We start from the raw sequence: 13363 nt of genomic DNA on the forward strand, positions 1-13363 counted from the left end.
CGGCCATCAAGGTGATGGGCATGATGGGTGGTAACGGTGGCGATCTGCAGACCCGCGCCCTGCGCTACCTCTATCCCGAGAAAATCTTCCAGCAGTTCGAAGGCGACAACGCCACCTGGACCCAGTTCGACCCGCGTGTTGACTGGTTGCTGGAGCTGCTGCTCTCTGCCCGCCAGCAGAAGGTGCTGGTGATCTGCTCCGAAGCGGCCACCGCCATCGCGCTGGAAGAGGCGCTGCGCACCCGTGAAGGGATCCGCGGCACCGTATTCCATGAAGGGATGTCCATCCTTGAGCGGGATAAGGCCTCTGCCTATTTTGCGCAAGAGGATGGTGGCGCCCAGGTGCTGCTCTGCTCCGAGATCGGTTCAGAGGGTCGCAACTTCCAGTTTGCCAGTCATCTGGTGCTGTTCGATCTGCCGCTCAACCCGGATCTGCTGGAACAGCGGATCGGTCGACTGGATCGTATCGGTCAGCAGAATACCGTCGAGATCCACGTTCCCTATCTGGAGGGCACCTCCCAGCGCGCCCTGCAGCTCTGGTATCACGATGGCCTGGACGCATTCGAGCAGACCTGCCCGACCGCTCGCCCGGTATTCGAAGCGGTGCGTGACGAGCTGTTCGAGCTGCTGGCCGCCAACACCGGCGATCAGGCGACCCTCGACGCCCTGCTGATCAAGACCCGCGAACTGCACGAGCCACTCAAGGCCCGTCTGGAGCAGGGTCGCGATCGCCTGCTGGAGATCCACTCCAGCGGTGGTGCCGCCGCCCAGCAGCTGGTCGACAAGCTGGCCGCCGAAGATGACGACACCGGCATGATCTCCTTCGCCCTCAAGATGTTCGACGAGATCGGCGTCAATCAGGATGACCGTGGCGAGAACGCGCTGGTGCTGACTCCCGGGGATCACATGCTGGTCTCCAGCTTCCCGGGCCTGCCGCAAGACGGCATGACCATCACCTTCGATCGCAACACCGCCTTGTCGCGGGATGATATGGCGCTGCTCTCCTGGGATCACCCCATGATGCGCGGCGGTATCGACCTGATCCTGGGCTCCGAGATCGGTGCAACCTCGGTAGCACTGCTCAAGAACAAGGCGCTGCCCATCGGCTCCATCCTGCTTGAGCTGATCTACGTTGCCGAGTCTGCGGCCCATCCCCAGCTCTACCGTTTCATGCCGCCGACACCGATCCGTCTGCTGATGGACAAGAACGGCCAGAATCTGGGCGAAAAAGTGGCGTTCGATGCCTTCAACCGCCAGCTGACGCCGGTCAACCGCCACCTTGGCAGCAAGCTGGTGACTGCGTCCCAGCCGGTGATCCACGGTCTGATTGGCAAGGGCCAGGCCATTGCCGAAGAACTGAAGGCCGGGATTGTCGACAAGGCCCGCGCCCAGATGGCGCAGACCCTGCAGCAGGATCTCGATCGTCTGGAAGCGCTCAAGGCAGTCAACCCGAACGTGCGCGACAGCGAACTGGATTATCTGCGCAATCTGCAGGCAGAATTGCACCACCTGATCGATCAGACCCAACTCAAGCTGGATGCCATCCGCTTTATCGTGGTCACCCATAACTGACGCGATACTGAAGAGACATGACCGGCTCATGCTGGATGCCATGCCCTTTATGATTGTGGTTACTCATAACTGATGGGGCTTGCCCCCACCTTCTGATGCGAGACATTTATGTTTGAATACTCACCGCCTCTGGAACCCTGGCTCGATATCCTGTTCAAGGACAAGGACATCATGGTGGTCAACAAGCCCACTGGCCTGCTAAGCGTCCCCGGGCGCGGCCCCGAGAATGAAGACAGCGTCCTGCATCGGGTGAAACAGCAACACCCCAAGGCAGCGGCGGCTCATCGCCTCGACATGTCCACCACTGGCGTCATTGTCATTCCCCTCAATCCCAACTCTCATCGGGAGCTGAGTCGGCAATTTCGCGAGCGGGAGACCGAGAAGCACTACCTCGCCTGGGTGTGGGGCGAGCCGGAGGCAGAGTCGGGACAGGTTGACCTGCCGCTCTGCGTCGACTGGCCCAACCGCCCGAAGCAGAAGGTGGATCACGAGGAGGGGCGTCACGCCCTGACCCTGTGGCAAAAACTGAAGGTGGAGAACGGCAACAGCCTGATCAAGCTGACCCCCATCACAGGTCGCTCGCACCAGCTGCGCGTCCATATGCTGGAGCTGGGGCACCCGATCCTGGGTGACAACCTCTACGCCCATCCGGATGCGCTGGCGGCAGCGCCCCATCTCTACCTGCATGCGGCCAGCCTGACCATCAGCCACCCCCGCAGTGGCGAGCGGATGACCTTCGAGGCGCCGGCCCCCTTTCCGCTCTGATCCGAAGGGATGTGAAGCAAATCGCAGATATAAAAAACGGCAACCTCGGGTTGCCGTTCTTGTTTGTGGTTTAACACATTATGAGCGAGGTGATGGCGGGTTATCCATGTCGCTAGCGACTTCCAGCAACCCCCTGGCTTGCAAGGCATGAGCAGCTCCTTGGCGATCTGCGTCATCCTTGTTCTGGCCCAGTTTGAATTTGCCAACCAGCCGCTCTATCTCGATCTCAATGCCGACGACGGCCTGCACCATGGTTTCCATATATTCTCTCGGCGCATCCGCCATTTTCCATGGGGTCGGTTCTCCGGCCTCATGATGACGAGTCAGATTTGCCAGTAAACGACGGATAAAACGAGCATCATCACGAATTTTGATGCAGCCGTGAGCATGCACCACGCTGTAGTTCCAGGTCGGCACCTGCTTGTGATGATCATGCTTGCTCGGATACCAGCTGGGAGAGATGTAGGCATCGGCAGCCTTGAAGATCACCAGCACGTTGTCCCCATCCCGCACCTCTTGCCAGAGCGGATTGTTGCGTGCGACATGGGCACGCAAGACTCCCTGCCCTCCGGTTTCCTTTGCAAACTCGAATGGCAGATGGTTGGCATCCAGCCCCTGTGAGCCGTGGGTGATCAGAGCTCCTAGCGGATGTGCCTGTATCAGTTGATGCAGGGCCTCGGGGTCATCGGTGGCGAAATGAGGTGGCAGATACATGCAGATTCCTTCTATCGAGCGCTGACATCCATTCAACAACTACAGCCATCCAGTCAGCGGGACAAGCCATTTCGGGCGCAAAAAAAGAGGGCTGGTGCCCTCTCTCTGCGTTAACGGTAATTAGCTGCGCTTTGCCAACCAGGTTTCGGCGGCGGTGAGTGCCGCTTCTACCTCCTCACGGGCAACGCCACCTTTGGCGACCCGCTTGGCGAGGGTCGCTTCCAGCTCCAGATTGGGGTAGACGTCGAACTCGATCACCGGGCTGAAGCGCTGGAATTCGCCGATGGAGAGTTCTTCCAGCGGACGACCCACGCTGATGGCGAATACCACGGTTTCGCCGACGATATGGTGCGCTTCACGGAACGGAATGCCCTTGGCTACCAGATAGTCCGCCAGCTCGGTGGCGTTGGCGTAGCCGCCTTGCGCCGCTGCCATGGTGCGCTCGCCATTGACCTTCAGATCGATCAGCACCAGCGCCGCCATATCGAGGCAGTCGTGCCAGGTGTCGAGGGCATCGAACAGCCCCTCCTTGTCTTCCTGCATGTCCTTGTTGTAGGCCAGCGGCAGCGCCTTGAGGCTCATCAGCATGCCCATCTGGGCGCCGACCACCCGGCCGGTCTTGCCGCGGATCAGCTCCAGTGCATCGGGGTTCTTCTTCTGCGGCATCAGTGAGGAGCCTGAGGTCACCGCATCGGAGAGCTCGACAAAGCCCGCCTCGCCAGTGTTGTAGAAGATGAGATCTTCGGCAAAGCGCGACAGGTGGGTCATGGAGAGGGACGCCACATGCATCAGCTCCACCACGTGATCTCGATCGGAGACCGAATCCAGACTGTTGCGGGTGGCGCCACCAAAGCCCATGTCCAGCGCCAGCGCTTCGCGGTCGATAGCATAGGCGGTGCCCGCCAGCGCGCCACAACCGAGCGGGCTGGTGTCTAGGCGTTTCAGCGCATCCTGCAGGCGGGAGTAGTCCCGCTCGAGCATCTCCACATAGGCCAGCGCCCAGTGAGCGAAGGTGACTGGTTGGGCCCGCTGCAGGTGGGTGTAACCGGGCAGCACCGCGGCCTGATTGGCGCGCGCCGAGGCGACCAGTCCCTGCTGCAGGGCGGTGATGGAGCCGAGCAGCAGCTCGCCCTGCGCCTTGCACCAGAGTTTCAAGTCGGTGGCGACCTGATCGTTGCGCGAGCGGCCGGTGTGCAGCTTCTTGCCGAGATCGCCGACGGCGGCAATCAGCTGGCTCTCGACCCAGGAGTGGATATCTTCGGCGTCCGAGCTCAGTATCTGCTGGGGATCCTGCTGCACCGAGGCGAGCAGCACCTCCATCGCCTGTTGTAGTTTGCCCTGCTCATCGGCAGTCAATACGCCCACTTTCACCAGCGCTTTGGCCCAGGCCATGGATCCCTGAATATCCTGCTCCGCCAAGCGGTAATCGAACCGCAAGGAATCGTTGAACTGCTTGAACCGGCTATCGGCTCCCTGACTGAAGCGTCCACCCCAAAGTGCCATACTGCTCTCCTTGAATGCGTTGTCGGCGGCGCCCTTGCGCCTGCCGTACTGGCGCAGCCCCTTGGCCTGCGCGCAAAAATCTTGCCCTGTATTTTTCTGCATAACAGTGCTGTGGTAAGCGACGCTATTGCCGTTAAACACGTCACATCCAGCAACTACGAACCGCTCCCCTCTCCCTCTGGGAGAGGGCTAGGGTGAGGGTAATTCCCCCTCATCCCCGACCCTTCTCCCCTTTTTCAAGTAAGCGGGAGAAGGGAGAAAATACGTCAGCATCATATTCACACAGCCCCTGTTATCGCACAGCAGCGACCGGGGTGCTGCCGCGCTGCTCACACCCCATTGATACAAGAGGGGGCAATGCCCCCTCTTCGGTACCAGCAGATTAACTCCAGCGGCTTAGCCGTGGGTATGGTCGCCACCGATGGCCTGATGCTGTTCCTTCATGGCGCGGATCCGGCTGGCCAGAGTGTAGAGACGGATAAAGCCTTCGGCATGGCTCTGGTCATACACTTCGTCGGCGCCGAAGGTGGCGAAGTCTTCGGAGTAGAGGCTGTTCGGCGATTTCTTCTGCACCGCGGTGACCTGACCCTTGTACATCTTCAGGATGACTTCACCGTCGAGATCTTCGGCGATGGCGTTGGCAGAGGCGACGATCGCCTTGCACAGCGGAGTGAACCAGCGACCGTCATAGACCAGATGGGAGAACTCGGCACCCAGCTTTTCCCGCCAGGCGCGGGTCGGGCGATCCAGTACCAGCTCTTCCACGGCGCGCAGCGCGGCGACCATCACGGTACCGCCCGGGGTCTCGTAGCAGCCGCGGGACTTCATCCCAACCATCCGGTTTTCGGTGATGTCGATGCGGCCCACGCCGTGCTTGCCGGCACGCTCGTTCAGGGTCATCAGGATCTGGTGCGGGCTGAGCGGCTGGTCGTCAACGGCCACCACCTCACCCTGCGCCACGGTCAGCTTGACGTACTCCGGCTGATCCGGTGCCTGCTCGGCCGGGACGGTCCACTGCCAGACCGCTTCGGACGGCTCGTTCCAGGTGCTCTCCAGCTCGCCACCCTCGGTGGAGATGTGCCAGGCGTTGGCGTCGCGGCTGTAGATCTTCTTCAGGGTCGCCTTGCAGGGGATGCCGCGGGTCTCCAGATAGGCCAGCAGATCTTCCCGGGAGCGCATGTCCCAGATCCGCCACGGGGCGATCACTTTCAGCTGGGGCGCCAGCGCAGCGACCGCACCTTCGAAACGCACCTGATCGTTGCCCTTGCCGGTACAACCGTGGGAGATGGCATCAGCCCCTTCCGCCAGCGCGGCCTCGACCATCGCCTTGGCGATGATCGGGCGGGCCATGGAGGTGCCCAGCAGATAGGTGCCCTCATAGACGGCGCCAGTCTTCAGGGTCGGGTAGACGTACTCTTTGACGAACTCTTCGCGCAGATCCTTGATGATGCACTTGGTGGCGCCGGAGGCGATGGCCTTCTGCTCGATCCCTTCCAGATCGTCGCGCTCCTGACCGACGTCAGCCACGAAGGCGATGATTTCGGCGTCATAGTGCTCTTTCAGCCAGGGAATGATGGCCGAGGTATCCAGTCCACCCGAGTAAGCCAGTACGATCTTGTTGATTCCGCTCATGTTACTTCTCTCCGTGATGATTCGATGATGATTCAATAAAAGGGTCGTGATTCAGGTTGATTGCCGCGTTACTTGCCACCGAGAAGGGTCAGCAACACGGCGTTCTGGATATGCATCCGGTTTTCGGCCTCGTCCATGATGAGGGAGGCGGGGCCATCCATCACCTGCGAGGTGATCTCCAGCTCCCGATGGGCCGGTTGGCAGTGCAGCACATGCTGGATGCCGGTGCGCTCGAGCAAGGCCTGGTTGATCTGATAAGGCATAAAGAGGTCTTTGACCTGCTCCATCGGGGTGTTGTCGCCCATGGAGACCCAGGTATCTGTGTAGGCCACGTCGAACCCTTCGATATCTGCCACGTCATCGCTGATGTGGATGGTTGCCCCCGACTTGGCCGCCAGCGCCTGCGCTTGCAGGAAGATCTGGGTATCCGGGCCGTGGCCTTTCGGGCAGATCAGGGTGACGTCGGTGCCGAGGGTGGCCCCCAGCAGCAGCAGAGAGTGGCTGACGTTGTTGCCATCACCGAGGTAGGCGAGTTTCACCTTCGACAGATCGTCGTAGTGCTCGGCAATGGTCATAAAGTCGGCCAGCCCCTGACAGGGGTGGTAGAGGTTGCACAGGCTGTTCACCACCGGCACTGTGCCGTGCTCCGCCAGCTCGACCAGGGTCTGGTGATCGAACACCCGGGCGACAATGGCATCACACCAGCGCGACAGGTTGGCGGCGAAATCCTTCACCGACTCCCGCTTGCCCAGCGCGCCGTTTTGCTGATCCAGATAGACGCTGTGGCCTCCCAGCTTGGCGATACCGATGTCGAAGGTGACCCGGGTGCGCAGGGAGGGCTTCTCGAACAGGGTGACCACGCTCTTGCCCGCCAGCGCCTGGCTGTACTTCTTCGGGTCGGCCTTGACCGCTTTGCCCAGCGCAATCAGCGCTTCGATCTGGGCTTTGTTCAGATCACTGTCTTTCAGAAGATGTTGCATCGGATGTTCCTTGTTCCGGTGGAGATCAAATGGCTACCTGGGTGCCGACCGCGCCGCCAGCCAGCAGCTTGAGCAGCTGATCCGGGTAGCGCCAGCTGGCGACACAGACCGGCTTGCCGAGGGTCTCGGCGGCGTGCAGAGCCGCTTCAACCTTGACCGCCATGCCATCCGTGATCACCCCTTTCTCCATCAAATCCAGCGCGGTCAGCTTGTCGAGCTGGGGCACCAGCTTGCCCTTGCCATCGAGGATGCCGCTCACATCGGAGAGCATCACCAGATCGGCACCGAGCGCCTCGGCAATGGCGGTGGCCGCCTGATCTGCGTTGACGTTCATCAGCTGCCCCTCGGCGGTGATGCCGATGGAGCTCACTACCGGCAAGAAGCCCTGACCGAGGATGCCCGCTACCAGCGCCGGGTTGCCCGGCTTGCATTCGCCGACCGCGCCGAGATCCGGGTCGAGCTGGGTCACCTGACAGAGGCCGCCATCCGCCAGGCAGAGCCCCACCGCCGGAATGCCGGTGGCGATCGCCTTGGCCATCATCTGCTTGTTGGCAGTGCCCGCCAGCGCCCCGGCAATAAAGGGGATCTGCTCGAACGGGGTTACCCGCAAGCCATTCTTCTTGGTGGAGGTGAGGCCCAGCCCCTTGAGCAGGTCATCCACCAGACAGCCACCGCCGTGCACCAGCACCAGCGGACGGTGCTGATCGTCGAGAAAGGTTTTGAGGGTGGCGAACAGGGCGGTCAGCGCCTCGTCGTTCTCGATAAGGGCGCCGCCCAGCTTGATTACCAACGTCTGTTTGTCCATGTTCGAGATCCTTCCTAAGTCCTTAAATCAGGCCGGTGGCCGGTTCAAATCCAAATTTGATATTTATGCACTGCATGGCTTGCGAGGCGGCGCCCTTGAGCAGGTTGTCGATGGCCGAGACCACCACCAGCATGCTGCCCTGCTGTTGCCAGGCGATGTCGCAGTATGGGGTGCCCGCGACGCCGCGAATGGAGGGCATCTGGCCGGTGAGGCGCACCAGCGACTTGCCTTCGTAAGCCTTGAGGAAGGCCTGATCCACCTGGGTGGGGGTCACACCGTCCGCCAGCTGCACATAGATGGTGGCCAGAATGCCGCGCACATAGTTGCCAAGGTGGGGCTGGAACAGCACCTCCTTGCCGAGGTGGTGGCTGATCTCCGGCTGGTGTCTGTGATTGAAGGTGCCGTAAGGGTTAAGGCTCACTTCGCAGAAGCTGGTGTTGATGGCCGCCTTGCGCCCGGCGCCGGAGACCCCGGAGACGGCGTTGATGATCGGCTGCCACCCCTTGGCAATCAGCCCATCCTGCTGCAGCGGCTTGAGGGCGCACAGCGAGGCGGTCGGGTAGCAACCCGGCACCGCAATCAGCTGGGCGGTAGCGATGGCATCGGCGTTCCACTCGGCCAGGCCATAGACGGCCTGATCCAGCCACTGTTCGCTGTCATGGGTGAAGCCGTAGAAGCTGTCGTAGAAGCCCTGATCCTTGACCCGGAAGGCGCCGGAGAGATCGAACACCGGCAGCCCCTTGGCGAGAAACTTGGGGGCAAGCGTGGCGCTCACTTCGTGGGCGGTGGCCAGCAGCACCAGATCGGCCTGGGTCAGGATCCGGGTCATGCCGTCGTCGTCCAGCGGCAGCAGAGGCTGATCGAGGGCACCGACCCACTGGGGATGCAGGGAAGAGAACCGCTTGTGGGCATCCTGACTGCCGGCCGAGACATAGAGGCCGAACAGTTTGAGTTGTGGATGGTTCTGTACCAGTGCGGCCAGTTCGGCCCCCGCGTAGCCACTGGCACCGACGATAACGGTGTTAAGCATGTTGAATATTCCAAGTCAGAGTTCGAGATTCACAGCATGACGCTGCAGTGCATGGGGTTCGTTCACCCCGGTGCACCGTCTTGATAAAACAAGTGCGGAGGGGCAATTCAGGCGGGTGTGTGTCGTCGGTTATAGATCAGGTGACAGAACATTAACTTTCCCTTACAACTAGAAGCCTTTGTTGATGAGCCAGATATTCAGGTAAAATTACAGAATATTCATGCACTCACTTTGCATTTGTATTTTCTAACAGAAACATTCCGGGGACGCAAGGAGGAGCTGATGGCCAATCTGGATTTTTTTTCACTTTATAAGAATATTATTGCGATTCCCTCTATCAGCAGCACGGATCCCAAGTGGGATCAGAGCAACGAGGCGGTGATCCGGCTGCTGGCCGACTGGTTCGGTCAGCTCGGTTTTCAGTGCGAGGTAACGGCACTCCCCGATCTGCCAGGCAAGTTCAATCTGGTGGCGACGATGGGTCAGGGCGAGGGCGGTCTGCTGCTGGCGGGTCACACCGATACGGTGCCGTTCGATGAGGGGGGCTGGAGCAAGGATCCCTTCAAGGTGACCGAAGAGGGCAACCGCCTCTATGGCCTCGGCACCATCGATATGAAGGGCTTCTTCGCCTTTATCGTCGAGGCGCTGAAAGAGATCGACCTAACCAAGATCAGCAAGCCGCTGCGCATCCTCGCCACCGCTGATGAAGAGACCACCATGGCGGGGGCCCGCGCCATCGCCGCCGCTGCCGAGCTGAAACCCGACTACGCGGTGATTGGCGAGCCGACCGGACTGGTGCCTGTGGTGGCCCACAAGGGCCATATGTCGGAGGCAATCCGCATTACCGGCAAGAGCGGTCACAGCTCGGATCCCGCCAACGGCGTCAACGCGCTGGAGATCATGCACAAGGCGATGGGACAGGTGCTGCGCTTGCAGCAGGATCTGAAAGATCGCTACGCCGATCACCGCTTTGCCGTGCCGCAGCCGACCCTGAACCTCGGTTACATTCAGGGTGGTGACAGCCCGAACCGCATCTGCGGCTGCTGCGAGCTGCATATCGACCTGCGACCCACCCCGCAGGTGGGGCCGATTGAGCTGATGGGGATGCTGAAAGAGGCGCTCTCTCCCATCGAGATCCACCAACCCGGCTGCCTGCATCTGCAACATCTGCACGAGCCCATTCCCGCCTACGCCTGCGCCGACGACTCTGTGCTGGTGCGCGAAGCAGAGAAGGCGAGCGGTCGCGCCGCCGAGTCGGTCAACTACTGCACCGAGGCGCCGTTTATCCAGCAGCTTGGTTGCGAGACCATCGTCATGGGCCCCGGTCATATCACCCAGGCGCATCAGCCGGATGAGTATCTCGACCTCTCCTTCGTCAAGCCGACCACCACAGTGTTGCAACACCTGATCAGACGTTTTTGCCTGTAGCCGCGGCGATGAAAGGGGCGTAAAACTGTAAGTAAGTTACATAACAAGCCGGTTGTGGAGTGGTGATGGAAATACATGTTCTGAATCGGCCTGTTATTTGACCTTGCGCAGACAATCTGGGTAGATTGTCACCCTAAGATGACGGAGCATATGTTGTAATCGCACAACAATAAGTGAGGCTGTCATGCACCCCGGATGGGTGTCAGGCACCAACAAGATAAGGATGTGGAATGAACGAAAAGTACGCCGCACTACGCGCCAACGTAGGTATGCTGGGTCAGCTGCTGGGTAAATCCATCAAGGATCATCAGGGTCAGGCCTTTCTCGACAAGATCGAAACCATTCGCCAATTGGCCAAGTCCTCCCGCAAGGGCAATGAATCAGACCGGGAACGTCTGCTCGATACCCTGCGCACCCTGAGCGATGATGAACTGCTGCCGGTGGCGCGCGCCTTCAGCCAGTTCCTCAATCTGGCCAACGTGGCGGAACAGTTCCACACCATCTCCCGTCGCTGCGAAGAGCAGGTCTGCACCCCGGATCCGCTGGAGCAGATGTTCGACAAGCTGAAAGCCTCCAACCTGTCGCAAGAGGCCATCATTCAGGCCGTGCGCGAGCTGGATATCGATCTGGTGCTGACCGCTCACCCGACCGAGGTGACCCGTCGCACCCTGATCCACAAGCATGTGCAGCTCAACGACTGCCTCGAAGCGCTGGAGCTCTCCGACCTGCTGCCCCGCGAGCGGGACAAGATCCTCAATCGCATCGAGCAGCTCATCAATCAGGCATGGCACACCAACGAGATCCGCGAACAGCGCCCGACCCCGGTCGACGAGGCCAAGTGGGGCTTCGCGGTGGTGGAGAACAGCCTGTGGCCAGCTATTCCCGAATTCATGCGCAATCTGGACGAGCGTCTGCAACACCATCTGGGTGTGCGGCTGCCGCTGGATGCCGCGCCGGTCAAGTTCACCTCCTGGATGGGCGGTGACCGTGACGGCAACCCCTTCGTCACCGCCAAGGTGACTGCCGAAGTGCTGGAGCTGGGCCGCTGGATGGCGGTGAGCCTGTTCTACAAAGACATCAAGGAGCTCACCTCCGAGCTCTCCATGTCCGACTGTACCGACGCCGTGCGCGCTCGCGTTGGCGATCACCCCGAGCCCTACCGCGCGCTGGTGCGCGAGCTGCGTGAAGCGCTGCGAGAAACCAAGGAGCATTTGACCGCCAAGGTGCAGGGCCAGGCGAGCGAGAGTCAGGATCTGGTCAAGACCACCGCCCAGCTGCGCGAGCCGCTGGAGCTCTGCTACCACTCATTGCACGCCTGCGGCATGGGCAACATCGCCGATGGCATGCTGCTGGATGTGCTGCGCAAGGTCGCCTGTTTCGGTATCCATCTGGTCAAGCTTGATATCCGTCAGGATGGCGAGCGTCACGGGCTGGTCTTCTCCGAGCTGACCCGCTATCTGGGGCTGGGTGACTACGCCGAGTGGAGCGAGGATGACAAGCAGGCCTTCCTGCTCAATGAACTGAACTCCCGCCGCCCGCTCATTCCTCACGACTGGGAGCCGAGCGCCGAGGTGCGCGAGACGCTGGATACCTGTCAGGTCATCGCCCAGCACGACCCCGATGCGTTCGGCATCTACATCATCTCCATGGCCGGTGCGCCATCGGACGTGCTGTCGGTGCAACTGTTGCTCAAAGAGGCGGGCTGCAAGTTCCGCATGCCGGTCGCCCCGCTATTTGAAACCCAGGATGACCTGATGGCAGGCACCGCCGTGATGGAGCGTCTGCTCTCGGTGGACTGGTATCGCGGCTACATTCAGGGCCGTCAGTACGTGATGATCGGTTACTCCGACTCCGCCAAGGATGCGGGCATGATGGCCGCTGGCTGGGCCCAGTACGCCGCCATGGAATCCCTGGTGGGGCTGGCCGAAGCCAATAACATCCGCCTCACCCTGTTCCATGGCCGTGGCGGTACCGTCGGTCGTGGTGGTGCGCCTGCCCATCAGGCCATCCTCTCCCAGCCGCCGGGATCCCTGCGCGGCGGTCTGCGTACCACCGAACAGGGGGAGATGATCCGCTTCAAGTTCGGTCTGCCGAAAGTGGCGATCAAGAGTCTGGAGCTCTACACCAGCGCCGTGCTGGAAGGGAACCTGCTGCCACCGCCCAAGCCGAAAGAGTGCTGGCGCGAGGTGATGGAACAGCTGGCCGCCGACTCCTGCGATCACTACCGCAGTATCGTGCGTGGTCATCCGGACTTCGTCCCTTACTTCCGTGCCGCCACCCCGGAGATGGAGCTCGGCAAGCTGCCGCTCGGATCGCGCCCTGCCAAGCGCAAGCCCAACGGCGGCGTCGAGAGCCTGCGCGCCATTCCGTGGATCTTTGCCTGGACCCAGAACCGCCTGATGCTGCCGGCCTGGCTCGGTGCCCACAAGGCGCTGCAACAGGCCATCGACGGCGGCAAGCTGGCGGTGCTGGAAGAGATGAGCGCCCAGTGGCCCTTCTTCCGCACTCGCCTCGAAATGCTGGAGATGGTATTCCTCAAGGCGGACGTCTGGCTCGCCGAGTACTACGACACCCGTCTGGTGCCGCAGGAGCTGTGGGGCCTTGGCAAGCAGTTGCGTCAGGAGCTCGCCGAATCCATCGAGGTGGTGCTGAAACTGAGCCCGCGCGGGGATCTGCTGGAGGATCAGCCCTGGATCAAGGAGTCCATCAAGCTGCGCAACCCCTACACAGACCCGCTCAACGTGCTGCAGGCCGAGCTGCTCAACCGCTCCCGCAACCACCCGGAGACTCTGCACCCCGAGCTGGACAAGGCGCTGATGGTCACCATCGCCGGTATCGCCGCAGGGATGCGTAACACCGGTTGATGGTCGGGGCGATCACGCTCCCCTCAATGACAAAGGGCGCCTCGGCCTGTCTCTTATACACAAATCCCCAA

General features: G+C 61.1%; 10 protein-coding genes (1 of these 10 only partly in view). 4 read left to right on the top strand and 6 right to left on the bottom strand.

From position 1 onward, the window contains the following. Positions 1-1571 carry the 3' portion of an RNA polymerase-associated protein RapA gene (rapA, locus tag NMD14_17510; protein XEI32493.1) on the top strand. The gene continues 1297 nt to the left of window position 1, outside the view, so only the last 1571 of its 2868 coding nucleotides appear in the window; the start codon falls outside the window, past its left edge; the stop codon is at positions 1569-1571. A 108-nt stretch (positions 1572-1679) separates the two neighbouring features. Next, positions 1680-2336, top strand: a complete 657-nt coding sequence (gene rluA / locus NMD14_17515; protein XEI32494.1) for a bifunctional tRNA pseudouridine(32) synthase/23S rRNA pseudouridine(746) synthase RluA — start codon at positions 1680-1682, stop codon at positions 2334-2336. A gap of 78 nt (positions 2337-2414) precedes the next feature. On the opposite strand, the gene NMD14_17520 is transcribed toward rluA, so the two are convergent. From NMD14_17520 to argC, 6 genes are all read right to left on the bottom strand, one after another. Further along, entirely contained in the window at positions 2415-3050 is a 636-nt protein-coding gene (locus NMD14_17520; protein XEI32495.1) for an FMN-binding negative transcriptional regulator, read from the bottom strand. Positions 3051-3170: 120 nt separating this feature from the next. Beyond that, the gene (gene argH / locus NMD14_17525; GenBank protein XEI34791.1) at positions 3171-4553 is read right to left on the bottom strand and encodes an argininosuccinate lyase; all 1383 of its coding nucleotides are present in this window, start codon (positions 4551-4553) and stop codon (positions 3171-3173) included. Between the two features lie 396 nt (positions 4554-4949). Next, a complete protein-coding gene (locus tag NMD14_17530; GenBank protein ID XEI32496.1) occupies positions 4950-6185 on the bottom strand; it encodes an argininosuccinate synthase in 1236 nt (411 codons plus the stop codon). A 68-nt stretch (positions 6186-6253) separates the two neighbouring features. Further along, positions 6254-7165, bottom strand: coding sequence for an ornithine carbamoyltransferase (locus NMD14_17535; GenBank protein XEI32497.1), 912 nt, complete (start codon positions 7163-7165; stop codon positions 6254-6256). Between the two features lie 25 nt (positions 7166-7190). Then, positions 7191-7970 carry an acetylglutamate kinase gene (argB, locus tag NMD14_17540; protein ID XEI32498.1) on the bottom strand — a complete coding sequence of 260 codons (780 nt, stop codon included), beginning with the start codon at positions 7968-7970 and terminating at the stop codon, positions 7191-7193. Positions 7971-7992: 22 nt separating this feature from the next. Beyond that, positions 7993-9000, bottom strand: a complete 1008-nt coding sequence (argC, locus tag NMD14_17545) for an N-acetyl-gamma-glutamyl-phosphate reductase (protein ID XEI32499.1) — start codon at positions 8998-9000, stop codon at positions 7993-7995. 282 nt (positions 9001-9282) lie between these two features. Between argC and argE the strand changes: the two genes are divergently transcribed. Both argE and ppc read left to right on the top strand, forming a co-directional pair. Beyond that, positions 9283-10428 (top strand): acetylornithine deacetylase, encoded by a 1146-nt coding sequence (gene argE, locus NMD14_17550; protein ID XEI32500.1) that lies wholly within the window; start codon positions 9283-9285, stop codon positions 10426-10428. Positions 10429-10658: 230 nt separating this feature from the next. Next, positions 10659-13292 (top strand): phosphoenolpyruvate carboxylase, encoded by a 2634-nt coding sequence (ppc, locus tag NMD14_17555; protein XEI32501.1) that lies wholly within the window; start codon positions 10659-10661, stop codon positions 13290-13292. The last annotated feature ends 71 nt before the right edge of the window (positions 13293-13363 follow it).

It is taken from the genome of Aeromonas veronii, from assembly GCA_041319085.1.
GTDB lineage: Bacteria > Pseudomonadota > Gammaproteobacteria > Enterobacterales > Aeromonadaceae > Aeromonas > Aeromonas veronii_F.